Genomic DNA, 23493 nt, shown 5'->3' on the forward strand with positions numbered 1-23493 from the left:
TGGGTAGGGGGCGCGAGAAGGAAGTTACCGACGGTACGGCCTTGCTGCGGTTCGGCAGCGCCCCGAAGAGGCGCGGGGCTGTATCGATATGCGGCTCCGCCGCGTGGGGGTCCCCCCTGTTCGAGCGAAGCCGAGAACTTGGGGGAGCGACCGGCCACGACGGCGCCGCAGACAACCGACGGCACATCGCGGCCCATCGAGCGGAGCGCCTAGGCTGCGCATGTGGCAGCAGACGGTGGACGGGGCGACGGGCACGGCGGCGACCGGCACGAGGGCCCCCGCGAGTACCGCATGGCGGAGCTGGCCCGGCTGGCCGGCATCACGGTACGCACCCTGCGCTTCTACCGCGAACGCAAGCTGATCCCGCCGCCCCGCCGCGAGGGCCGCATCGCCTGGTACGACGACCACCATCTGGCCCGGCTGCGCACCATCTCGGCACTGCTGGAGCGTGGCCACACCCTCAGCGGCATCGCCGAGCTTGCGGAGGCGTTCGACCACGGCCGGGACGTCGCCGACCTGCTGGGCGTCGAAGGACCCAGCGAGGAGGAGCCGGTCCGGCTCACCCCGGAGGAACTGGCCGCCCGTTTCGAGGGTGAGGTCACCCCGGAGAACCTGGCCGCCGCCATGGAACTGGGCTATCTGGGCACCGACGGCGACGAACTCGTGCACATCAGCCGCCGCCTGCTGGATGTGTCGTCCGCCCTGGTCCGCGAGGGCATCCCGCTCGCCGAGGTGCTGACCGCGGGCAGGCGCGTACGCGAACACGCCGACGCGCTGGCCGACATGTTCGCCGAACTGGTCCTGCGCCACGCCCCCGAGGACGACGTCGACCGGCTGCGCCCGCTGGCCCGCAGCGTCCTGGCGGCGGAGTTCTCCCTGGCCCTGGACCGCCGCCTGCGCAAACGGGGTTGACCAAGCAGAACACCATCAAGACGCGTACGGGAGACGCCGCGCAGGGCAGGGTTGGCACAGGCCGCACAGGCCGCACGGGCCCAGGTCAGCTTCACAACTCGCCCAACCGGTGCGGCCTGTCACGGGCCGACCGCCGCCTCCACGATCGGCCGCAGGGCCGTCACCGGCTGTCGGGTGTGGCCCAGGCAACGAGCTGGAAGATGACACCGTTCGGGTCGGTGAGGGCGCCGCCGACGTGATCTTCCGTCGCCCGCGCCGACCTCGACACCCAGGCCGCGGCCCGCGACAGCGCCATGTCCGACGAGCAGTGGTGGGCCGCCAACGCGCCGCTTCTGGCCAGGGTCTTCGATCCCGCCCGGTTCCCTCTCGCGGCCCGGGTCGGAAGCGCCGCGGGTGCAGCTCACCAGGGCGTGTACAACCCCAAACACGCCTTCGGCTTCGGACTGCAGCGCATCCTGGACAGCCTCACCCACCTCATCGCGAGCCGGTCCCGATAGCACCCTCACATGCCGGCCCGACAACGTCCGCGTTCACGCCCACTGGCCGCGGACCACGGCCACCACTGTCGGTCCCAAGCCCGTCAGAGGTCGTAGACGACCGTCACCGGGGCGTGGTCCGACCAGCGCTCGGCGTGCGTGGCCGCCCGCTCCACGAAGCCCTTGACGGCCCTGGCCGCGAGCCCCGGCGTCGCGACGTGGTAGTCGATGCGCCATCCGCTGTCGTTGTCGAAGGCACGGCCGCGGTAGGACCACCAGGAGTACGGGCCCTCGGCATCGGGGTACAGGGAGCGGACGACGTCGACGTAACCGGCGCCGGCGGGATCGAGGACCCCGCCCAGCCACTCCCGTTCCTCCGGCAGGAAGCCCGAGTTCTTGGTGTTGCCGCGCCAGTTCTTGAGGTCGGCGTTCCGGTGGGCGATGTTCCAGTCGCCGCAGACGACGACCTCACGGCCGTCGGCGGCGGCGCGGGCGCGCAGCTCGTTCAGGTAGGCGAGGAACTCGTCCATGAAGCGGACCTTCTCGTCCTGCCGTTCGGTGCCCACCTCCCCGGAGGGCAGGTAGAGGGAGGCGACGGTGACCCCGGGCAGGTCGGCCTCGACGTACCGCCCGCTCGCGTCGAACTCCGCCGAACCGAAACCGACCTGGACCCGGTCCGGTTCGCGCCGGGTGTACAGGGAGACGCCCGCGCGCCCCTTGGCGGCGGCCGGGGCGTGCACGACATGCCAGCCGTCCGGCTGCCGCACGCCCTCGGGCAGTTGCCGCGGCTCGGCGCGCACCTCCTGAAGACAGAGCACGTCCGCGGGGGTTGTGGCGAGCCACGCCACGAAGCCCTTCTTCGCCGCGGCCCGCAGCCCGTTCACATTCACCGAGGTCACTGTCAGCACCAGGGCACGATACCGGCACACTGGACGAGGTCCCGTTCCGCCCTCTGCATAGAAGTACGATGCCCAGCATGAATATACGTCGCGTTCCCTTCGACCACCCCGACGCCGTCAAGCTCAACGACGAGGTCCAGGCCGAGTACCACCTGCGCTACGGCGACGGCGGCGACGCCACGGTCCTGGACGCGTCGGACTTCACCCCGCCGAGGGGCGTGTACCTGATCGCCTACGACGAGAACGACCGGCCCGTGGCCACCGGCGGCTGGCGCAGCCAGGACGAGAACGGCGAGGGCAACGAGGACGGCGACGCCGAACTCAAGCGCATGTTCGTGATCGAGCAGATGCGCGGACGCGGCCTGGCCCGCCGCCTGCTGGCCGCCCTGGAGGAGGACGCGCGCGCCGCCGGCCGCATCCGCATGGTCCTGGAGACAGGCACCAAGCAGCCGGAGGCCATCGCCCTGTACGTCTCCAGCGGCTACGAGCCGTGCACCAAGTTCGGCTACTACCGCCACTACGAGTCGAGCCTCTGCTACGCGAAAGCCCTCTAGCCGCACAAAAGCCCCAGCCGACACCGCCGACTGGGGCTTCATGCCCCGCCGACTCCCTCGGCAACAGCGCCTCTGCCGCCCAGTTGCTCATCGCCTGGCAGCACACCGCCGAGGTCTACTCCGACCCCGAACTGCTGGCCGCACCGACCAGGGATCACGGCGAAGATGACGGACCCGTACCGGACCCGCGGGGCGTCGCATGCCCCCGGGCCGCGCCGACCGCGCCGCACCCCGAACGGGCTCAGACAAGTTGAGGATGGTGTCAGCGTCCGGGGACTCCGAGTTGCCTCGCGGCAGCGTCGACGGTCTGTGCCAGCAGGACGGCGATGGTCATCGGGCCGACCCCGCCGGGAACAGGGGTGATCAAGCGGGCGCGGGTGTGGGCGGTGCCGAAGTCCACGTCGCCGATGTTGCCGGGGGTGTACCCGGCGTCGATCACTACCGCGCCGGGTTTGATGTCTTCTCCGCGGATCAGTCGGGGCCGTCCCACGGCCGCGATCACGATGTCCGCTTCCCGGACGACTGCGGACAGGTCCGTGGTGCGGGAGTGGCAGTACGTCACCGTGGCGTCCTTGGCGAGCATGAGCATCCCGACCGGTTTACCGAGGATCGCGCTGCGGCCGACAACGACGGCGTGCCGGCCCGCGGGATCGACGTTGTACTCGTCCAGCAGCCGCATGATGCCGCCGGGCGTGCACGATACGAAGCCGGGTAGCCCGAAGCTCATCGCGCCGAAGGAGTGCATCGTGACGCCGTCGACGTCCTTTTCCGGGGCGATGGCCTCGAACGCCGCGCGCTCGTCGATGTGCTCACCGGCAGGGTGCTGCAACAGGATGCCGTGCACCCCGGGGTCCTGGGACAGGGCGGCGAGCGTGTCGACCAGTTCGGCGGTTGTGGTGGTGGCGGGCAGAGGGACATGGCGGGAGGTGATGCCGGCCTTCGCGCAGCGGGCCCGCTTCATGCGGACGTACGTCACGGACGCTGGGTCCTCACCCACCAGGACAGTCGCCAGGCACGGCGCCACGCTGGTGCGCCGTGAGATCTGCGCCGCACGGGCGGTGGTCTCCTCGATGATGCGCCGGGCGAGTCCGGTGCCGTTCATGAGCTGGGCCGTCTGTGTCGGGGACATGGTCGCCTCCCAGGCGTCGTTGACCACTCGCCCAGGCGCACGGCATCGACCGATTCGTCAGACCGCTCCCCGGTGGTGCTCCACCTCAGCGCCAGTCACGGCCCACCCCGCACTGTAGGGGACGCGAGTGGATTCGGCGGGCCGGCAGCCGCTGGGCGCAATCGTCAAGGGAGGGGGCCCGCCTGTTGTGAGACGCGAGACGCTGAGATTCCGGGGTCCGACGAACTCGACATCGGCAACCCCAAACGCCCCCGTCCACCACCCCGGACAGGCTCGAACAGACGCCAGAAACGACAAAGATCCCTGCCGATCATGAAGATCGGCGGGATCTCGTCAACCGTCCCTGAGCGAACTCAAGAACAGTCGTGCGTGGACCTGAGGGGATTTGAACCCCTGGCCCCCTCGATGCGAACGAGGTGCGCTACCGGACTGCGCCACAGGCCCTTGCAACGAGTGAAACCTTAGCATCCCCCTCGGGCTGCTTGGAAATCCGTTCCCCGACTGGTCAGCGGCCGGGTTTCCGGGCGGCCCGGGAACGGTTTCCCGGACCGCCCGAGGACCGCCGTCACTCGTTGGCGGCGCGCGGCCGGTCGCCGTCCTCGTACTGGTCGAACAGCGGGGTGCGTCCGCGCTCGCGCGCCCGGCGGGCGGAGGCGGCCCGGCGGGCGTCCGTGCGTCCGTCCGCCGCCGGCTTGTCCTCCCCGGCGTGCGCCTCCTCCGCCGTGCCGCCGGGCGCGGACGCGGGCGCGGCCTGCTCCGGCTCCCGCTCGGGGACCACGGAGCTGGAGCGCGCGGAGCTCCAGGCGTCGGGCGCCGCCAGGTCCACATCGGACGTGGCCCGGGGCGCGACCGGCGCGGTCACATACGTGGGCAGCGGCACCGGCACCGGGTCCCAGCTGTCGCCGTGCCCGGGGCGGCGCTGCCGCTCGCGCTGCTGGTCGACCCACTCGGCGTGGTCGGTCTGCTCGACGAGGGCGCGCCGGTCGGCGGCGAGTGCGGAGAGCCCGGGGTCGGTCTCCGGTTCTGGTCCCTCGTCCGGTTCGTCGGCGGTGGCGCCCGGGTCCAGGGGCGCGCGCCGGCGCGGCTGGCGCTCCCTGAGCCGCTGCGCCGCGGCCTCGGCTCGGCGCCGGTCCATCTGATAGGCGAACCGGCGGCGTTCCTGGGTGCGCAGATACGCGATGTACACGCTGAGCATGACGGCGGGCACGCCGGGCGCCCACAGGAAGGCGAGCCCGCCGACGGCGGCCACGATCGCGCCGAGCGTGAAGGCGAGGAAGAGCATCACCGTGGTGCGCCGACGACGCGCGAGCACCTTCGAGCGCCGGGCGCGCGCCGCGGCGGCCTGCGCCGAGGGGGCACGCCGCGCGGCCGGGACGCCCTGCTGTGCGGGCGCCGACGAGGACTTGGCCGCCGGTGCGGAAGGGGAGTTGGCCGCGGGGGCGGACGCCGGGGCCGTGGCCGCCGGCGCGGACGGCGACTTGGCCGCGGGGGCGGACACCTCCGGTTCGGCCTGCGCGCGCGCCTGACGGCGCGGAGGCATGGCGAAGGCCCGGACGTCCACCGAGTCGGTGACGGCGCCAGGTGCGTCGGTGTCGGGCTCCCCCTCGCGGGCGGAGCGCGACCGCAGGTCCTTGGCGTATCGGCGCTCCATCCCCGCCCGTCCGGACAGCAGCCGGATGGCGGTGCTGAAGCGTTCCGTCGGACGGGCCTCGTTCAGCTCGTCCTGCCTACGGAGCCACATCGGCACCAAGTAGGCGGCCCAGGCCCCGACGATGACTGCGTAGATGAGGCCGCTGCTGCTCACGCCTCACACCGTAGAGGGGTTTGCGTGAGGCCATCTGCCAATTGGGCCGGTGTGTCGCACGATCCAGCTGATATTTCCAGCTTTTTTTGCGACCGATGCGATCAGCGGACCGCCGTTGCCGCCAATTCAATGCCCGGAGTCGGTCATCCGCCGATCAATTTCGAACATGTATTCAATTTCCGGGCTACCCGGGATTCCCCGGGGTGTTCTGGGTGTTCTGCGGATTCCGCGGGGCGCTCGGGCCGTTCGGCGCGCTCCCGTCGTCCGTCGTGCGCCGTGCTCGTGTCCGCTGCCAGCGGCCGAACAGCCCTTCGGGCACCTCTTCCGCCGTGAGCGCGAAGACGAGGTGGTCGCGCCAGGCGCCGTCGATGTGCAGATAACGCGGCCGCAGCCCCTCCTCACGGAATCCGAGTTTCTCCACGACCCGGCGGCTGGGCCGGTTCTCCGGGCGAATGCAGACCTCGATGCGGTGCAGGCCGACGGTGCGGAAACAGTGGTCCACCACGAGCGCCACGGCCGTCGGCATCACTCCGCGGCCGGCCACCGCCTCGTCCACCCAGTAACCGATGTGTCCCGAGCACATGGACCCCCAGGTGATCCCGGCGACCGTCAACTGTCCCACCAGACGGCCCTGGTACTCGATGACGAAGGGCAGCATCCGGCCCGCGTTCGCCTCGGAGCGCAGATGCCGGACCATCTGGCGGTAGGTCGGCCGGTGGGTGATCGGCCCGCTGGGCGTGGGCGGCGGAATGGTCGCCTCCCAGGGGCGCAGCCAGTCCCGGTTGCGCCGATTCACCTCGCGCCAGGTCCGCTGGTCGCGCAGCCTTATCGGCCGGAGGACGACATCGCCGTCTGCCAGCACCGCGGGCCAGGATGGGCTGTTCAGCTCGCACCCCCGTGTCTGGAACGGCCGTGTCCGGCCGGCCGGGGCGCCGCCTCCTGCCGGGGGTGGTCGCCGCCGCGGATCTGGTCGACGGCGTGGACGAGCAGCGGCTCAAGGACGGACAGACCGTCCTTCACCCCGCCGCTGGACCCGGGCAGGTTGACGATCAGTGTCCGGCCCGCCACTCCTGCCAGTCCACGGGAGAGCGCCGCGGTCGGCACCTTCGCGCGGCCGAACGCCCGCACGGCCTCCGCGATGCCCGGCACCTCGAAGTCGATGACCTCGCGGGTGGCCTCGGGGGTGCGGTCGGTGGGCGAGATGCCGGTGCCCCCGGTGGTGACGACGACGTCGTAGCCCGCGTCGACCGCGGCGCGCAGGGCGGCGGCCACCGGGTCCCCGTCGGGGACCACCTGCGGGCCCTCGACGGCGAAGCCGAGGCCCTTCAGTGCGTCGGCGACCAGCGGGCCGCCCTTGTCCTCGTAGACGCCGGCCGCGGCGCGGTTGGAGGCCGTGACGACCAGCGCGCGGTAGGCCCCGGCGGTCACGACCTGCTCCAGTCGCCCGACTTGCCGCCCGTCTTCTCCTCCACCCGCACGTCCGTGATGACCGCTCCCTTGTCGACCGCCTTGACCATGTCGATCACGGTGAGGGCGGCCACCGACACCGCGGTGAGGGCTTCCATCTCGACGCCCGTGCGGTCCGTCGTCTTCACGGTGGCCACGATCTCTACGGCGTCGTCCGCGACCGACAGGTCCAGTTTCACACCGGACACCGACAGCGGATGGCACAGCGGGATCAGGTCCGGGGTGCGTTTGGCGCCCATGATGCCGGCGATGCGCGCGGTGGCCAGGGCGTCGCCCTTGGGGACTCCCTCACCGCGCAGCAGCTCGATCACCCGGGGCGAGACGAGGACGCGGCCGCTGGCGCGGGCGGTGCGCGCGGTCACGTCCTTCCCGGATACGTCGACCATGCGGGCCGCGCCCGCGTCGTCGATGTGCGTCAGTCGGTCCTGCGTACTCATGGTGTGTGGCGCTCCCGGTCGGGACCCGTCGCGGTGCGGCGCACGGGTGTGTCGTGCGCGACACGGTACCGCCAACTCGGGGCACGCACCGGAGCAGGACCGGCTCCCGGGACCGCCCGCCCGTACGGCGGCGAACTGGCCACGGGACTGCCCAGGCCGAGCGGCACGGGGTTGGTTGCGGAACCACCCGGCCCAGCGGTACCGGGGTGACCACGGGACCGCCCGGGCCGAGCGATACCGAGCTGCTCATGCACCATCCGGACCGAGCGATACCGAGCTGGTCACGGGACCCTCCGGGCCGAGCGATACCGAGGCGGTCACGGGACCGCCGGGCCCGGCGCTTCCAGGGTGCCGGGGTGCTCAGCCGAGTCGGATCACCTCGACCTCGGTGCCGGGTTCGACGGACTCCGCTTCCTCGGGGATGACGATCAGCGCGTCGGCGTGCGCCAGGGCCGCGACCAGATGGGATCCGGCGCCGCCCACCGGCGTCACCTTGCCGTCGGCGTACGTGCCCCGGAGGAACTGTCTGCGGCCCTTGGGGGAGCTGAGCGCCGCATCGGCCGTGAGGGTCGCCCGGATCCGGGGCCGGTGGACGTCGGGCAGCCCCATGAGGGTGCGGATGGCGGGGCGGACGAACACCTCGAAGGAGACGTACGACGACACGGGGTTGCCGGGCAGGGCCAGCAGCGGCGTGTGGTCGGGGCCGACGGTGCCGAAGCCCTGGGGCTTGCCGGGCTGCATGGCCAGCTTGCGGAACTCGACGCCGCCACCCGCCTCGTCCGCGTCGCCGACGTCCGACAGCGCCTCCTTGACGACGTCGTACGCCCCGACGCTGACGCCGCCCGTGGTGACCAGCAGGTCGGCGCGGACCAGCTGGTCCTCGATCGCGGAGCGCAGCGTCTCGGCGTCGTCGGCGACGGCGCCCACCCGGTAGGCGATGGCGCCGGCATCACGGGCGGCGGCGGTCAGGGCGAAGCTGTTGGAGTCGTAGATCTGGCCGCCGCCGAGCGGTTCGTCGGGCTGGACGAGTTCGCTGCCGGTGGACAGGACCACCACACGCGGGCGCGGGTGGACGCGTACGGTGCCGCGGCCGATGGCGGCCAGCAGCGCGATCTGCGACGGGCCGAGGACCGTGCCGGCCGCGAGGGCGCGGTCACCGGCCCGTACGTCGCTGCCCTCGGCGCGCACATGCGCGCGTGGCTCGGCGGAGCGGTGCACGCGCACATGCCCGGTGGCGCCCTCCGGGGCCAGGCCGTGGGCGCGCATCCCGGTCACCGGGCCCTCGCCGAGGCCACCGTCGGTCCACTCCACGGGGACGACGGCCTCCGCGCCGGGCGGCAGCGGGGCGCCGGTCATGATGCGGGCAGCCTGGCCGGGACCGATCCGGACGGGATCGGCCGCGCCGGCGGCGACGTCCCCGACGACCTCCAGGACGGCCGGGAACTCCTCGCTCGCGCCCGCGACGTCCGTGACCCGCACCGCGTACCCGTCCATGGAACTGTTGTCGAACGGCGGCAGCGAGACGGACACCGTGACGTCCTCGACGAGGACACAGCCCTGGGCGTCGAGGAGTTGCAGCTCGATGGGCTCCAGGGGGCGGACGGTGGTGAGGACGTCCTCCAGGTGCTCGTCCACCGTCCACAGGTGGTCCGGGTCGGCGGGGCGGGTCGCGGTGCTGCTCAACTCGCTACATCTCCTCGGCTACGTAACTGCGAAGCCAGGTCCGGAAGTCCGGGCCCAGGTCTTCACGTTCGCATGCGAGTCTGACAATGGCACGCAGGTAGTCGCCACGGTCGCCGGTGTCGTAGCGGCGGCCCTCGAAGACGACGCCGTGCACGGGGCCGCCGGCCTTCTCGTCCTGGGCGAGTTGCTGGAGGGCGTCGGTCAGCTGGATCTCGCCGCCGCGGCCCGGCTCGGTCTGCCGCAGTATGCCGAAGACGTGCGGGTCGAGGACGTAGCGGCCGATGACCGCGTAGTGCGACGGCGCGTCCGCCGCGTCCGGCTTCTCGATCAGGCCGGTGACCTTGACGACGTCGCCGTCCTCGGTGGTCTCCACGGCCGCGCACCCGTAGAGGTGGATCTGCTCGGGCGCGACCTCCATGAGCGCGATCACACTGCCGCCGTGCCGTTCCTGGACCTCGATCATGCGCCGCAGCAGCGGGTCGCGCGGGTCGATCAGGTCGTCACCGAGGAGCACCGCGAAGGGCTCGTGGCCGACGTGCGGAGCGGCGCACAGCACGGCGTGGCCGAGGCCCTTGGGGTCGCCCTGGCGCACGTAGTGCATCGTCGCGAGGTCGCTGGACTCCTGGACCTTGGCGAGCCGCTCGGCGTCGCCCTTCTTCTCCAGGGCCGACTCCAGCTCGTAGTTGCGGTCGAAGTGATCTTCCAGGGGGCGCTTGTTGCGTCCCGTGATCATGAGGACGTCGTCGAGCCCCGCCGACACGGCCTCCTCGACCACGTACTGGATCGCCGGCTTGTCCACGACCGGCAGCATCTCCTTGGGAGTGGCCTTGGTGGCCGGCAGGAACCGGGTGCCGAGGCCCGCTGCGGGAATGACAGCCTTGCTGATCCTGGGGTGCGACTGAGTCATGCCCGCAACCCTATCCGGTGCCTTTGTGCGAAAACTGTGGCTCCGGTTAACTCGCTCTCATATGAGCGTATTGAGAAGGATGCGAGAACGACCCGTGGATCACGCAGGACGTCCGGCCGAGCCTGACAAGCGCACGTTGCGGCGAGAGCTCCTTACGGCGAGGAACAGGTTGACGGCGGATGACGTCAGGGTGGCCGGCGCCGCGCTGGCCGAGCGCGCGCTGGAACTGCCCGAGCTGGCCCGGGCGCGCACGGTGGCGGCGTACGTCTCCGTCGGCAGCGAGCCGGGCACCCTGGCGCTGCTGGGCGTGCTGCGCGCGCGGGGCGTCCGCGTCCTGCTGCCCGCGCTGCTGCCGGACCACGACCTGGACTGGGGCGCGTACGCCGGGGAGGGCTCCCTCGCGCTCGTGCGGCACGGCGGGCGGATGGCGCTGTTCGAGCCCGCGGGTGACCGGCTGGGCCCGGACGCCGTGACGCGTGCCGACGTGGTGCTGCTGCCCGGCCTCGCGGTGGACGCGCACGGAACGCGCCTGGGCCGCGGCGGAGGCTCGTACGACCGCGTGCTGGCCCGCCTGGAACGCGCGGACGCCCGCCCCGCCCTCGTGGTGCTGCTGTACGACACCGAGGTCGTCGAGCGCGTTCCGGCACAGCCGCACGACCGGCCCGTGCACGCCGTCGTGACGCCGTCGGGCGTGCGCCGGTTCACGGGCGTCTGACGGCGGCCTCCGGGGCGGGCAAACGGTCCGCGGCCACCCGGAAGGGCAGAGGGCGGAAGGGCCCCTCCACGCGCGCGTGGAGGGGCCCTTCCGCCAGGCTGTCAGCCGGTCAGGGCTTGAGCACCAGGGTGTCGCTCGTGCTCTTGTCGACCGCCTTCCCGGAGAACGACCAGGGCAGCAGCTCGCCGTCGGCCCACTTGTCGGTCTGGTCGGTGTAGTGGGCGCTGTAGGCGTGGCCCGACGCGCCCGTGAGGTTGATCCACTTCGATTTGTCGAGGTCGTCGAGGTTGACCACCATCCGCATGGACGGCACCCACACCACTCCGTAGCCGCCGGCGGCGTTCCAGCCGGTCGCGTTGACCGTCGCCTCGCCGCCGCTGAGCTTCCAGGGACCGCGGTTGAGGACGTACTGGAGGACGCCGGGGCCCTCGGTGCCCAGGGTCTGGTTCTTCAGGAACAGCCGGTGCAGCCGGCCCCAGCTCCAGCTGTCGATGTCCTTGCCGAGCTTGGAGGTCAGCTCCCAGCGCGCGTCGATCATGGCGCGGCGGAACAGCTCGTCGCGGTTGTCCGCCTCGGGCCGGTTGCCCGTCCGGGAGGCCGGCGTCTTCCACCAGTCGCTGTCCGGCTTGTCCATGAGGGTGCGCACCACCTCGAACCAGCGGTCGCCGCCGTCCGGCTGCGCCTGGTCGGCGTCCCGCTCGCCGCACTCGCGCACCTTGGTGTCGTCGTCCACCGGACCGGTGCTGTCGATCTTGTCGACCCACAGGCACTGGCCCTTGACGCGCAGTTCCTTGGGCAGCTTGTTGCCGAAGGCGAGCTTGACGATGTTGCGCCAGACGGCGTTGAAGTAGGCCGCCGCCGCGGAATCGGCGTCCTGGGTGTAGTCCCAGCCCTCCAGCAGCCGCTGCGCCTCGCGGACGTCCTTGTCCTTCACATGGATCTTCAGCAGCTTGGGCACGAGCAGCTTGGCGATCTCACTGCTGTTGTCGAGCTGCATCTGGCGCATGTCGTCGGTCGAGATCTTGCCGCCGCCCTTGATCTTGGACTCGATCAGGTCGGTGATCCGCTGGCTGCGGGTGCCGTAGCCCCAGTCGGCGGTGAGCGTGTAGTGGTACTTGTCCTGGTCGACGACGGCCTGGTTGGCGGTGACGATGTAGCCGCGCTCGGGCTCGTACTCGTAGGGCAGTTGGTCCTGCTTGAGGTAGCCGGTCCAGGCGTACTTGGAGTCCCAGCCCGGCGCCGGGACGGAGCCGTCGACGCCCTCCGCGCGCGTGGGGATCTTCCCGGGCAGGGTGTAGCCGATGTGACCCTGGGTGTCGGCGTAGATCAGGTTCTGCGAGGGCACGTCGAACAGCGCGGCGGCGGCCCGGAAGTCGTCCCAGTTCGCGGCCCGGTCCATGGCGAAGACGGCGTCCATGGAGGTGCCCGCCTCCAAGGCGGTCCACTTCAGGGCGATGCCGTAGCCGTCGCCGCGGTCGGGGGCGGCGGTGTCGACGGTGGCCTTCTTGCCGACCTTGACCAGTTCGTCGTCGCGGTCCGAGAGCAGCGGTCCGTTGTTGGTCTCGCGGACGACGATCTTCTTGGACTCGCCGCCGGCGACCTTGATGGTCTCCTCGCGGGTGGTGAAGGGCTTGACCTTGCCGTCGTACAGGTAGCCGCTGCCGGTCAGCTTCTCCAGGTAGAGGTCGGTGACGTCGACGCCGGAGTTCGTCATGCCCCAGGCGATGTCGCCGTTGTGGCCGATGATCACACCGGGCATGCCGGCGAAGGTGTAACCGGTCACGTCGTACTGGCACTTGGCGGAGACGGTGCGGCAGTGCAGGCCCATCTGGTACCAGACCGACGGCAGCGAGGCCGACAGATGCGGGTCGTTGGCGAGCAGCGGCTTGCCGGTGATCGTGTACTTGCCGGAGACGACCCACGAGTTGGAGCCGATGCCCTGGCCGTTCACGCCGACGGCCGTGGGCAGGTCGTCCAGGACGTCGTAGAGGCCCGACAGCTGGCTCGTGAGGCCCGATCCGGCCGTGGAGGTGCCGGTCGAACCGTTCGTGCCCGTGGCGCCCGCCGTGCCCGTACCCGTACCGGTGCCCGTACCCGTTCCGGTGCCCGTTCCTGTTCCGGTGCCCGTGGAGCCCTGGGTGCCGCTCGTGCCGCCGCTCTGCTGGAACGCCTGGGTCAGCTCGTCGTACTGGCCTTCCTGGACGATCGCCTTGTTGCGGCTGTAGGGGTACTCCGGGTAGAGGTCCTTGATCTGCTGCGGGCCGAGGCGGCTGGTCATCAGGGCGCGGTCGATCTCGTCCTGCATGTTGCCGCGCAGATCCCAGGCCATCGCCTTGAGCCAGGAGACGGAGTCGACCGGAGTCCACTTCTCGGGCTTGTAGTCGTTGGTGAACCCGAGCGCCGCGTACTCCAGGGAGATGTCCTTGCCGTCCCTGCCCTCCAGGTACGCGTTGACACCCTTGGCGTACGCCTGGAGGTACTTCTTCGTGGAGTCCGACAGCTTGGTGTCGTACTCCTTCTCGGCCACCCGGTCCCAGCCCAGGGTGCGCAGGAACTCGTCGTTCTTGACCTGGCCCTTGCCGAACATCTCGGACAGCCGCCCGGACGTCATGTGGCGGCGCACGTCCATCTCGTAGAACCGGTCCTGCGCCTGGACGTAGCCCTGCGCCATGAACAGGTCCTCGTCGGAGGCAGCGTAGACCTGCGGGATGCCGTAGCCGTCCCGCTTCACCTCCACCGGTCCGGACAGGCCGTCGAGCGTGATCGACCCCGTGGTCTGCGGGAAGGACGCGCGCACGGTGCTGATCGACCAGTACGCCCCGTAGGCGATGCCGCCGACGATGGCCAGGACGAGCACCAGCACGATCAGTCGGGCTCTGCGCCCCTTCTTCCTGCCGGACTTGCCGGGCCGGGCAGCCGCTGTGGCGGTGGTGTTGGGGGGCATCGCTGTCCTTGCTGTCCTAACGCGAGCGGCAGGTCGGGCTGTGACTTCGAATGAGCGCTGGAGCAACCATAGGCGCAGGGCCGTGGGGCACTTGACCCGGAGTCGGGAACCAGCGCGGACGGACGTTCGATCTTGCCTCGTCCAGCGTCAAGAAAGCGTCAAGAGTTAGGTAAGGTAATGAAGTAGTTGGGTGCGGTGTACCGCAGCCTCGATCGTGTACATGAGCGTCGCGCCCCTCGCGCGCGAGCCGGTGAAGGGATGCGCTGCTGACTGTCGACCACCTCAACCAGCTCCTGCTCGTCTGCTCCCTCGTCCTGCTCGTCGCCGTGGCGGCGGTCCGGATCTCCTCGCGCAGCGGGCTGCCGAGCCTGCTCGTCTACCTGGGGATCGGCATCCTCATGGGCCAGGACGGCATCGCGAAGATCCACTTCAGTGACACCGAGCTGACCCAGGTCATCGGGTACGCGGCCCTGGTCGTGATCCTGGCCGAGGGCGGTCTCGGCACCAAGTGGAAGGAGATCAAACCCTCGCTGAGCGCGGCCTCCACGCTGGCCCTGTGCGGCGTCGCGGTCAGCGTCGGGGTGACGGCGTCGGCCGCGCACTTCCTGGTCGGGCTGGAATGGCGGCAGGCCCTCATCATCGGGGCGGTGGTGTCCTCGACGGACGCGGCGGCGGTCTTCTCGGTGCTGCGCAGAATTCCGCTCCCCGCGCGCGTGACGGGCACGCTGGAGGCGGAGTCGGGCTTCAACGACGCCCCGGTGGTCATCCTGGTCATCGCCTTCTCCGCCGCGGGGCCGATCGAGCACTGGTACGTGCTGCTGGGCGAGATACTGCTGGAGCTGGCCATCGGCGCGGCCATAGGGCTCGCGGTGGGCTGGCTCGGCGCCTGGGGCCTCAGGCATGTGGCGCTGCCCGCCTCGGGCCTCTACCCGATCGCCGTGATGGCGATCGCGGTCACCGCCTACGCGGCGGGCGCCCTGGCGCACGGCAGCGGCTTCCTCGCGGTCTACCTGGCCTCGATGGTGCTCGGCAACGCCAAGCTGCCCCACTGGCCCGCCACGCGCGGCTTCGCCGAAGGGCTCGGCTGGATCGCCCAGATCGGCATGTTCGTCCTGCTCGGACTGCTGGTCACCCCGCACGACCTGGGCGACGACTTCCTGCCGGCCCTGGTCATCGGCCTGGCGCTGACCATGGTCGCGCGTCCGCTGAGCGTGGTGCTCAGCCTGGTGCCGTTCCGGGTGCCGTGGCGGGAACAGGTCCTGATGTCCTGGGCCGGGCTGCGCGGCGCCGTGCCCATCATCCTGGCGACGATCCCCATGGTGAACGGCGTCGCGGGCAGCCGCCGCGTCTTCAACATCGTCTTCGTCCTGGTCGTCGTCTTCACCCTGGTCCAGGGGCCGACGCTGCCCTGGCTCGCGCGCATGCTGAAGCTCGGCGACGGAACGGAGGCGGCCGACCTCGGCATCGAATCGGCGCCCCTGGAGCGGCTGCGCGGGCATCTGCTGTCCTTCGAGATCCCCGAGGGCTCCCGGATGCACGGCGTCGAGGTGGGCGAGCTGCGCCTGCCGGCCGGCGCCGGGGTCACCCTGGTCGTGCGCGAGGGGAAGTCGTTCGTACCGATGCCGACGACCGTGCTGCGGCACGGGGACGAACTGCTCGTGGTCACCGTCGACCCCGTCCGCGACGCCGCGGAACGCCGGCTGCGCGCGGTCGCCCAGGGCGGCAAGCTGGCCGGGTGGCTGGGCACGGACGGCGCGGGAGCGGGGCGCTGAGCGCGGGTTGAGCGTGCGTTAAGTGCGTGTTTCGTACGGTTCACACCTCCCGTAATCCCAGGCGAACGCGCCTTGTGGTGCCCGCTTTCACAGGTGTGCGCGCCCTCGACCCCTGTATGGTGAAGGCACCCCTGATCGAACCAACTCTGTCTGACGCAGAGCTGGCGCGACCGTATGGCGGCCGGACGCCCTGAGGTGTGGGCACCGGCATCTACCGCAGTTCCGCGCAAGAGGACAGCTCTCGGCGCCCCGCGAGGCGCGTGAACCGAAGGAGCGCGCTCCGGAGGTGAACGGCCCGGCAAGGGTCGCGCTACCAGGCGGCAGAAAGGCACGGGCCGTGGCGTCCACGGTCACCACCGAGCCGTCGGAGAACCCGGCGGCACCGTCCCGCCCGGGATACGGACAACTGCTGCGCACGCGCGGCGCCTGGACATTCCTGCTCCCAGGCTTCGCGGCGCGCCAGCCGTTCGCGATGCTCACCCTCTCCATCGTGCTGCTCGTGCGGCACACCACCGGCTCGTACGGCGCCGCGGGCGCCGTCGCGGCCGTCACCGGCGTCTCCATGGCGCTGTTCGCCCCCTACAGCGGGCGCCTCGCCGACCGCTACGGCCAGCGTGCCGTGCTGATCCCCGGCGTCCTCGTGCACGCGCTGTCGGGCCTGGCGCTGACGGCGCTCGCCCTGGCGCACGCACCCCTGTGGGCCCTGTTCGCGGCGGCCGTACCGACCGGCGCCTCGGTGCCGCAGATCGGCCCCATGGTGCGCGCCCGCTGGGGCGCGCGGCTCCAGGGCTCGCCGCTGATGGCCACCGCCGCGGCCTTCGAGTCCGTCACGGACGAGCTGACCTTCGTCGTCGGCCCGCTGCTGGCCACGGCCTTGTGCACGACGGTCGACCCGGCCGCGGGCCTCGTCACGGAGGCCGCGCTGACGCTCCTCGGCGGTCTGCTGTTCGCCGCGCGCCGCGGCACCCAGCCGCCGGTGTCCGAAGGCGGCCACGCGCGCGTGCGGCAGGCGTCCGCGCTGCGCGTCCCCGGGGTGCGCGTACTGATCGTGACGTTCCTGGGCATCGGCTCGGTCTTCGGCGGCATGCAGGTCTCGCTCGCCGCGTTCAGCGAGTCGATCGGCCGACCCGGGCTGAACGGCGTCCTGTACGGCACCTTCGCGGCGGGCAACATGCTCTCCGGCGTCGTGTGCGGCGCCATCGCCTGGAAGGCCGCCCCGCAGCGCCGCCTCGCGATCGGCTACACGGCCCTCGCCCTGACCGCGTCCGCCCTGTGGACCGCCCATTCGGCGCTCCTGCTCGCCGGGCTCGGCCTGCTGGTCGGCATGTGCATCGCGCCCGCCCTGATCACCGGCTACACCCTGGTGGAGGATCTGGTCGCGGCCGGCGCCCGCACCGAGGCGTTCACCTGGCTGACCGGCGCGGTCGCGCTCGGCCAGGCGGCCGCGGTCACCGTCGCCGGTCAGCTGGAGGACCGCCTGTGGGACGGCGCCGGATTCCTGGTGCCGCTGGGCGGCACCCTGCTGGCCCTGGTGACCCTGCTGGCACTGCGCTCCCGGCTTATTCCGCCGTCCCGGCGCCGCACCGTCGCGCGTGGCGTCGGTCACCGCTCGCCGGTCGCGGTGGACTGATCGACGGGAATACGTCACTATGGACCGTCGTTAGCACTCAACGAGTGAGAGTGCCAGGAGGAAGACAGTGCCGACCTATCAGTATCAGTGCACCGAGTGCGGCGAGGGCCTTGAGGCGGTGCAGAAGTTCACCGACGACGCCCTGACCGAGTGCCCCAGCTGCGGTGGCCGCCTGAAGAAGGTTTTCTCGGCGGTCGGCATTGTCTTCAAGGGCTCCGGCTTCTACCGGAACGACAGCCGCGGCTCCTCTTCGAGCAGCAGCAGCCCGGCCGCCAAGCCTGCCGCGTCCGGCTCCTCGGACTCCTCGTCCGACACCAAGGCGTCGTCTTCCTCGAAGCCGTCGTCCTCGGCGGCGTCCTCCTCGGCGTCCAGCTCCACCGGCAGCTCCGCCGCCTGAGACTCCTTCCACAAGACCCCGCCGTCACCCGACGGTGGGGTCTTCGGCGTCCCCGGTCGGCGCCGCTTCCCCGGCGTTTTCACCGCCAGCTAGTGTGCTCGTCATGGCGAACGCAGAGATCGGCGTAATAGGCGGCTCGGGCTTCTACTCGTTCCTCGACGACGTGACCGAGATCCAGGTGGACACGCCCTACGGCGCGCCCAGCGACTCCCTCTTCCTCGGCGAGATCGCCGGCCGGCGCGTCGCCTTCCTGCCCCGGCACGGCCGCGGCCACCACCTGCCGCCCCACCGCATCAACTACCGCGCCAACCTCTGGGCCCTGCGGTCGGTGGGCGTGCGCCAGGTCCTCGGCCCGTGCGCGGTGGGCGGCCTGCGGCCCGAGTACGGGCCCGGCACCCTGCTCGTCCCGGACCAGTTCGTGGACCGTACGAAGTCGCGGGCACAGACGTACTTCGACGGACTGCCGCTGCCCGACGGCACCGTGCCGAACGTGGTGCACGTCTCACTGGCCGACCCCTACTGCCCCACCGGGCGGGCCGCCGCGCTGAAGGCCGCCCGCGGCCGGGACTGGGAGCCGGTGGACGGCGGCACGCTGGTCGTGGTGGAGGGCCCGCGGTTCTCCACCCGCGCCGAGTCGCTGTGGCACCGGGCGCAGGGCTGGTCGGTGGTCGGCATGACCGGCCACCCCGAAGCGGCGCTCGCCCGCGAACTGGAGCTGTGCTACACGTCGTTGACGCTCGTGACCGACCTGGACGCGGGCGCGGAGACCGGCGAGGGCGTCTCGCACGACGAGGTGCTGCGGGTGTTCGCGGCCAACGTGGACCGGCTGAGGGGCGTGCTGTTCGACGCGGTGGCGGCCCTGCCGGACACCGCGGCCCGCGACTGCCTGTGCGCCGCCGCGCTGGGTGGCATGGACCCGGGCTTCGAACTGCCGTAGGCGACGGGGCGAGATGTTGTACGCGACGGCGGGGGCGAGCAGCGGTACGTGACTGCGGGGCGGGCTGCCGTAGGTGACGGGGCGAGCGGTGGTACGTGACTGCTGGGGGGCGCGCTGCCGCAGGGCGTGCGGGTCTGGGTCGACGTAGCCGGAACCTCTCGTTCGGGTGGGCGAGTTGTCCACAGGGCGGCCGTCTTCCACCGGCTCCGGCGAGCGGCGGCGCGAGGCGTCATCGTGGCATCGCAAGCCGATTCCGCGCCGCAGGTGGTGGTCCTCATGTCCGTCCGTCCCCCGCACTTCTCCCAGCCGACCTCTCCGTCCGCTCCCTCCCCTGCCCCCTCTCCCCCGCGCCTCAGCCCGCCGACCGCACCCTCTCCCCCCTCTCCCCCCTCTCCCGCGTCGCCCTTTCCGCCTCCGCTTCCCGTCCCGCGCCCGCTGGGCACCGATGCGCCGGCCACCTGCGAGGTCCCTCAGTTCCCGCCGGTGCGGGTGCGCGGCGGGCGGTACGGACTGCGACGGCTGGTCCGGCACCGCAGGCGCGCCGTCGCGGCCGGCCTCGCGGTCACCGCCGCCGCGCTCGTGGCGGCCGGGCCGCGCGCCACGACGGATCCGCACCGCGCCGAGCGGGCCCGCGGCCACCCCGCGGCCGAGCCCGTACGGCGGCCCGACGCGGTCGAGTTGGTGACGGCGCCGGTACGGATCGCCGATGCCGCCACCGTCCGGCTGCTGCGGCCCGGCGACCGGGTCGACGTCGTCGCCGCACAGGATCCCGCCACGGGCGGCGAGGCCCGCGTGCTCGCGCGCGGTGCGCGGGTGACGAGACTGCCGGAGCCCCTGGACGGCGCCGCGGAGAGCGGGGCGCTCGTCGTGCTCTCCGCGCCGCGTGACACGGCGGCCCACCTCGTGGCGGCGAGCACGACGGCACGGCTGGCGGTGACGCTGTGCTGAACCGGCACGCACATTGGCTTGACGACACGCTGTCAAGTCCCTCGTTCGAGGGAAGAAATTCGACAGGATGGCCGTATGGTGCCGTAGGTTGCGGAGCGCTTTGTTCCACCCCCTGTGCGCACGAGGAGAGTCCCCGAGGTGAGCGAGAAGAAGGAACCGAGCATCTGGCAGGGCTTCAAGGCCTTCCTGATGCGCGGCAACGTCGTCGACCTGGCGGTCGCGGTGGTCATCGGCGCGGCCTTCACGAACATCGTCAACTCGGTGGTGAAGGGCATCATCAACCCGCTGGTCGGGGCGATCGGCACACAGAACCTCGACCACTACAGCTCGTGCCTCAGCTCGTCGTGCACCGGCACCGACGGCATCCAGCTGATGTGGGGCTCGGTCCTCGGCGCCACGCTGAGCTTCGTGATCACCGCCGCGGTGGTCTACTTCCTGATGGTGCTGCCCATGGCGAGGTACCTGGCCCGGGTGGAGGCCCGCAGGAAGGCCCGGGAGGGCACGCGGGAGGTCATCGAGGTGACCGAGCTGGAGGTGCTCAAGGAGATCCGCGACGAACTGGTCGCGCAGCGCGCCTCAGGCCGCGACCGGCAATAACCGCTCCGCCGGAAATGCCGCGCTGTGCCGTCGGTCGTCTGCGGCACCGACGTGGCGATCGCGCCCGCGCGGCGGAGCCGCATATCGATACAGCCCCGCGCCCCTTCGGGGCGCTGCCGAACCGCAGCGGACTCCACTGGACCTGCTCAGCGGCCCCGCGGGGTCCGCGTCACAGGTGGTGCGGAGGCTTCTCGTCGAGGAAGCGCTTCAGGTCGGCGGCGCCGTCACCGTCGCCGGCCTCGCCCCAGCCGCGGTCCGTGTCGTCCGAGGACTGCTGGCTGAGCGGGTCGTCGAAGACGAGCGCGGCCTTGGGGTCGCGCGGCTCGGGGGCGGGGGCGCTGCTCATGCCTCAAGGGTACGGCCCCGGCCCCCCGGCCCCCCGGCCCCCCGGCTCCCGGATCCGTCCCCGTATGTGAACCGGCCCACAAGATTTCGGTGAGGTTTTCTGCTGTGCTGAGAGGCATGACGCCCAGTTCCGCCCCGCCGCCCGCCTCCGCGGACGTGCCCCAGACACCCCGTCCAGTGCGCCGGCTCACCGCCCGCGGACGCGGTGAGCCGCACCGCGTCGCCACACCGCTCGAACTCTTCTTCGACCTGTGCTTCGTCGTGGCCGTCGCACAGGCGGGCGTCGAGCTGGTGCACGCGGTGGCGGAGGGCCACGCGGGCAACGGCATCCTCAACTACGCGATGCTGTTCTTCTCCATCTGGTGGGCCTGGATGAACTTCTCCTGGTTCGCCTCGGCGTACGACAACGACGATGCGCTCTACCGCGTCGTCACCCTCGTCCAGATCGCCGGTGTGCTGGTCCTGGCCTCGGGGATCTCACGGGCGTTCGAGCATCATGAATACCTCGCGGTCTGGCTGGGCTACGTGATCATGCGGCTGGCGATGGTCGCGCAATGGCTGCGGGCCGCGAGCACCGCGGAGGGCGCCGAGCGGACCACGGCCCTCAGATACGCCGGTGGTGTGCTGCTCTGCCAGGTCGGCTGGCTCGGCCTGGTGGTGCTGCCGGTTCCCGCGCGCGCCTGGGTGTTCCTGGTGATGGTGATCGTGGAACTGTGCGTGCCGCTGTACGCGGAGCGGCACCACAGCACCGCCTGGCATCCGCACCACATCGCCGAGCGGTACGGGCTGTTCACGATCATCGTGCTCGGCGAGACGATCGCCGCGGCCACGGTCGCCGTGAAGTCCGCCGGGGCCGAGCACGGCGCCCTCGGCACGCTGCTGCCGATCGCGGCCGGCGGCCTGCTGATCGTCTTCTCGGCCTGGTGGATCTACTTCGCGGTGCCCATCCACGGGCATCTGCGCTCCAGCAGAGAGGCGTTCCTGTGGGGCTACGGCCACTACGTGGTCCTCGCCTCGGCGGCCGCGATCGGCGCCGGACTCGAAGTGGCGGTCGAGGAGGCGGTGGGCAAGGCGCACCTGTCGACCCTGTCCGCCTCGGCGGCCGTGACCCTGCCCACGGCGCTCTACCTGCTGACGGTATGGGCCCTGCACGCACGCCACTTCAAGGCGGGCATCGCCCAGCAACTGGTGCTGCCGATCACGGCGTTGCTGGTGATCTGCTGCACCTTCCTGGGCCACTGGGCGGTGCTCGCGGCGGGCATCGTGGCCGCCCTGGCGGTGACGACAGGGGTCGCCCTGACGGCCCGCACCACACCACACGGAACCGGAAGGAAGACAAGACGGGCCACCTCCCCCACCTGACCCCACAAGTACGCCCGCTGCCCGACGCCATGGGCTACGCGCCCCGCGCCAGGGGATTACGTCAACCGCCCGGTCCACGGGCCACGTCCACCGCCCCACGCCAGGGGTTACCTCCGCTGCCCGATCCCACGGACCACGCCCACCGCCCGACGCCAGGGGTTACGTCCACCGCCCGACCCCCCGGACCAAGCTCCCCCGGCCCGGCCGCCCGGCCCCGAGCACCGGCACCCCGACCGCACCCGTCCCAGCACCCGCCCCAGCACCCGCCCAGGCCAGGCCCGTCGGCCGGCCGGCCGCCCAGCCGTGCCCGCCGAGCGGCCCAGCACGCACCGGGCACGGCCCTCGGCCGGCCCCAGCCGCCCCCTCCCGGCCCGGCACCCCCTGCCCGGCCGGCCGTCGGTAGCCGTACCCCTTCCATCACTCCCGAGCGTGCCCGTCCATGACCTCGGTGTTCCGGGGCTCGGCTCCGGGAGGAGACTGGCCGGCATGACAGTTGACGCATTGACGGACGTCGCCGGGCTTCGGGTGGGTCACGCGACCCGCACCGGCGGTGGGCTGCTCACCGGGACCACGGTCGTCCTCGCCCCGGAGGGCGGTGCCGTGGCCGCCGTGGACGTGCGGGGCGGCGGGCCCGGCACCAAGGAGACCGACGCCCTGGACCCGCGCAACCTGGTGCGCACGGTCGAGGCGGTCGTGCTCACCGGCGGCAGCGCGTACGGCCTGGACGCGGCGTCCGGGGTGATGGCCTGGCTGGAGGAGCGCGGGCGCGGGGTGCGGGTCGGGGCGGACCCCGCGCATGTCGTCCCGGTGGTGCCCGCCGCCTGTGTCTTCGACCTCGGGCGGGGCGGCGACTTCCGGGCGCGCCCGGACGCTGCCACGGGGCGCGCGGCGGTCGAGGACGCCGCGGCGAGCGCCCCGGGCGCGCCGGTCGCCGAGGGGTGTGTGGGCGCGGGTACGGGCGCCGTGGTGGGGCCGCTCAAGGGCGGGGTCGGCACCGCGAGCACGGTCCTCGGGTCGGGGATCACGGTGGCCGCGCTGGTGGTGGCCAACGCCGCGGGGTCGGCGCTGGATCCGCGGACGGGCGTGCTCTACGGGAAGCTGTTCCAGGGACGGGTGACGTATCCGGAGGCGCACATCCACGAGGCCGCAGGCCGGCGGCTGTCCGAGGCCGCCGCGCGGAACCAGGCGCCGCCGCTCAACACCACGCTGGCCGTGGTCGCCACCGACGCGGACCTCTCGAAGGCGCAGGCGCAGAAGATGGCGGGCACCGCTCACGACGGCATCGCGCGGGCCGTGCGGCCGGTGCATCTGCTCAACGACGGCGACACGGTCTTCGCGCTGGCCACGGGGGACCGTCCGCTCGACGCCGGGAACCCGCTCGCGCTCAACGACATCCTCGCGGCGGGTGCCGACGTGGTGACGCGCGCGATCGTGAAGGCCCTGCGGGCCGCGGAGCCGGTGGCCGGACCGGGCGGGACATGGCCGTCGTACGAGGAGTTGTACGGCACCCGGTAGGCGGGACGGCGCGCGGCGCGGAGCGGCGGAGCCTGCGGGACCGTACCGTCCGCCCCGACGACG

Annotated in this window: 22 protein-coding genes, 1 tRNA gene and 1 riboswitch; of the genes, 12 read left to right on the plus strand and 11 right to left on the minus strand. The window is 71.9% G+C overall.

Annotated features, from left to right (window positions below; translation table 11 throughout):
* The first annotated feature begins 291 nt into the window (after positions 1 to 291).
* Together AC27LF_RS20650 and AC27LF_RS20655 are read left to right on the plus strand one after the other, a co-directional pair.
* Positions 292 to 912 carry a MerR family transcriptional regulator gene (locus tag AC27LF_RS20650; RefSeq protein WP_479659336.1) on the plus strand — a complete coding sequence of 207 codons (621 nt, stop codon included), beginning with the start codon at positions 292 to 294 and terminating at the stop codon, positions 910 to 912.
* A 293-nt stretch (positions 913 to 1205) separates the two neighbouring features.
* The gene (locus AC27LF_RS20655) at positions 1206 to 1409 is read left to right on the plus strand and encodes a TetR/AcrR family transcriptional regulator C-terminal domain-containing protein (RefSeq protein ID WP_479659274.1); all 204 of its coding nucleotides are present in this window, start codon (positions 1206 to 1208) and stop codon (positions 1407 to 1409) included.
* Between the two features lie 83 nt (positions 1410 to 1492).
* Here the strand turns inward: AC27LF_RS20655 and AC27LF_RS20660 are convergent, their stop codons facing one another.
* On the minus strand, positions 1493 to 2296 hold the full coding sequence (locus AC27LF_RS20660; protein WP_479659273.1) for an exodeoxyribonuclease III: 804 nt from the start codon (positions 2294 to 2296) through the stop codon (positions 1493 to 1495).
* 68 nt (positions 2297 to 2364) lie between these two features.
* Here AC27LF_RS20660 and AC27LF_RS20665 point away from each other — a divergent pair, with 68 nt between their 5' ends.
* Positions 2365 to 2841: a GNAT family N-acetyltransferase gene (locus tag AC27LF_RS20665; RefSeq protein WP_479659272.1), complete on the plus strand. Its 477-nt coding sequence runs from the start codon at positions 2365 to 2367 to the stop codon at positions 2839 to 2841.
* A gap of 262 nt (positions 2842 to 3103) precedes the next feature.
* Here AC27LF_RS20665 and AC27LF_RS20670 read toward each other — a convergent pair whose 3' ends face one another.
* The 8 genes from AC27LF_RS20670 to galU form a co-directional block, all read right to left on the minus strand.
* Complete coding sequence (locus AC27LF_RS20670; protein WP_479659271.1) at positions 3104 to 3970, minus strand: bifunctional 5,10-methylenetetrahydrofolate dehydrogenase/5,10-methenyltetrahydrofolate cyclohydrolase; 867 nt, start codon at positions 3968 to 3970, stop codon at positions 3104 to 3106.
* A 22-nt stretch (positions 3971 to 3992) separates the two neighbouring features.
* A riboswitch (ZMP/ZTP riboswitch) is annotated at positions 3993 to 4079 on the minus strand.
* Between the two features lie 261 nt (positions 4080 to 4340).
* A tRNA-Ala gene (locus AC27LF_RS20675) sits at positions 4341 to 4414 on the minus strand.
* 121 nt (positions 4415 to 4535) lie between these two features.
* On the minus strand, positions 4536 to 5774 hold the full coding sequence (gene sepX, locus AC27LF_RS20680) for a divisome protein SepX/GlpR (protein ID WP_479659270.1): 1239 nt from the start codon (positions 5772 to 5774) through the stop codon (positions 4536 to 4538).
* Between the two features lie 184 nt (positions 5775 to 5958).
* Positions 5959 to 6636, minus strand: a complete 678-nt coding sequence (locus AC27LF_RS20685) for a GNAT family N-acetyltransferase (RefSeq protein WP_479659269.1) — start codon at positions 6634 to 6636, stop codon at positions 5959 to 5961.
* Positions 6637 to 6656: 20 nt separating this feature from the next.
* Positions 6657 to 7202, minus strand: coding sequence for a MogA/MoaB family molybdenum cofactor biosynthesis protein (locus AC27LF_RS20690; protein ID WP_479659268.1), 546 nt, complete (start codon positions 7200 to 7202; stop codon positions 6657 to 6659).
* Complete coding sequence (gene moaC, locus AC27LF_RS20695; RefSeq protein WP_351734092.1) at positions 7199 to 7678, minus strand: cyclic pyranopterin monophosphate synthase MoaC; 480 nt, start codon at positions 7676 to 7678, stop codon at positions 7199 to 7201. Before moaC ends, AC27LF_RS20690 begins: the two co-directional genes overlap by 4 nt.
* A gap of 360 nt (positions 7679 to 8038) precedes the next feature.
* Positions 8039 to 9361 (minus strand): molybdotransferase-like divisome protein Glp, encoded by a 1323-nt coding sequence (gene glp, locus AC27LF_RS20700; RefSeq protein ID WP_479659267.1) that lies wholly within the window; start codon positions 9359 to 9361, stop codon positions 8039 to 8041.
* A gap of 4 nt (positions 9362 to 9365) precedes the next feature.
* Positions 9366 to 10268 (minus strand): UTP--glucose-1-phosphate uridylyltransferase GalU, encoded by a 903-nt coding sequence (gene galU, locus AC27LF_RS20705; protein ID WP_479659266.1) that lies wholly within the window; start codon positions 10266 to 10268, stop codon positions 9366 to 9368.
* A 79-nt stretch (positions 10269 to 10347) separates the two neighbouring features.
* On the opposite strand from galU, the gene AC27LF_RS20710 reads away from it, so the two are divergent.
* A complete protein-coding gene (locus AC27LF_RS20710) occupies positions 10348 to 10983 on the plus strand; it encodes a 5-formyltetrahydrofolate cyclo-ligase (protein WP_479659265.1) in 636 nt (211 codons plus the stop codon).
* A gap of 109 nt (positions 10984 to 11092) precedes the next feature.
* Here the strand turns inward: AC27LF_RS20710 and AC27LF_RS20715 are convergent, their stop codons facing one another.
* Positions 11093 to 13927: a penicillin acylase family protein gene (locus AC27LF_RS20715; RefSeq protein WP_479659264.1), complete on the minus strand. Its 2835-nt coding sequence runs from the start codon at positions 13925 to 13927 to the stop codon at positions 11093 to 11095.
* 263 nt (positions 13928 to 14190) lie between these two features.
* Between AC27LF_RS20715 and AC27LF_RS20720 the strand changes: the two genes are divergently transcribed.
* From AC27LF_RS20720 to mscL, 6 genes are all read left to right on the plus strand, one after another.
* Complete coding sequence (locus AC27LF_RS20720) at positions 14191 to 15699, plus strand: potassium/proton antiporter (protein ID WP_479659335.1); 1509 nt, start codon at positions 14191 to 14193, stop codon at positions 15697 to 15699.
* 337 nt (positions 15700 to 16036) lie between these two features.
* The gene (locus tag AC27LF_RS20725; protein WP_479659263.1) at positions 16037 to 17329 is read left to right on the plus strand and encodes an MFS transporter; all 1293 of its coding nucleotides are present in this window, start codon (positions 16037 to 16039) and stop codon (positions 17327 to 17329) included.
* 67 nt (positions 17330 to 17396) lie between these two features.
* The gene (locus tag AC27LF_RS20730; protein WP_479659262.1) at positions 17397 to 17726 is read left to right on the plus strand and encodes an FmdB family zinc ribbon protein; all 330 of its coding nucleotides are present in this window, start codon (positions 17397 to 17399) and stop codon (positions 17724 to 17726) included.
* A 103-nt stretch (positions 17727 to 17829) separates the two neighbouring features.
* On the plus strand, positions 17830 to 18663 hold the full coding sequence (locus tag AC27LF_RS20735) for an S-methyl-5'-thioadenosine phosphorylase (RefSeq protein ID WP_479659261.1): 834 nt from the start codon (positions 17830 to 17832) through the stop codon (positions 18661 to 18663).
* A 276-nt stretch (positions 18664 to 18939) separates the two neighbouring features.
* Positions 18940 to 19611 (plus strand): CpaB family protein, encoded by a 672-nt coding sequence (locus AC27LF_RS20740; RefSeq protein ID WP_479659260.1) that lies wholly within the window; start codon positions 18940 to 18942, stop codon positions 19609 to 19611.
* Between the two features lie 138 nt (positions 19612 to 19749).
* Positions 19750 to 20208, plus strand: a complete 459-nt coding sequence (mscL, locus tag AC27LF_RS20745; protein ID WP_479659259.1) for a large conductance mechanosensitive channel protein MscL — start codon at positions 19750 to 19752, stop codon at positions 20206 to 20208.
* 169 nt (positions 20209 to 20377) lie between these two features.
* Here mscL and AC27LF_RS20750 read toward each other — a convergent pair whose 3' ends face one another.
* A complete protein-coding gene (locus AC27LF_RS20750; RefSeq protein ID WP_479659258.1) occupies positions 20378 to 20554 on the minus strand; it encodes a hypothetical protein in 177 nt (58 codons plus the stop codon).
* A gap of 116 nt (positions 20555 to 20670) precedes the next feature.
* Here AC27LF_RS20750 and AC27LF_RS20755 point away from each other — a divergent pair, with 116 nt between their 5' ends.
* Positions 20671 to 21915 carry a low temperature requirement protein A gene (locus tag AC27LF_RS20755; RefSeq protein WP_479659257.1) on the plus strand — a complete coding sequence of 415 codons (1245 nt, stop codon included), beginning with the start codon at positions 20671 to 20673 and terminating at the stop codon, positions 21913 to 21915.
* A gap of 486 nt (positions 21916 to 22401) precedes the next feature.
* On the plus strand, positions 22402 to 23430 hold the full coding sequence (locus AC27LF_RS20760) for a P1 family peptidase (RefSeq protein WP_479659256.1): 1029 nt from the start codon (positions 22402 to 22404) through the stop codon (positions 23428 to 23430).
* Positions 23431 to 23493 lie beyond the last annotated feature (63 nt).

It is taken from the genome of Streptomyces diversicolor, from assembly GCF_057537855.1.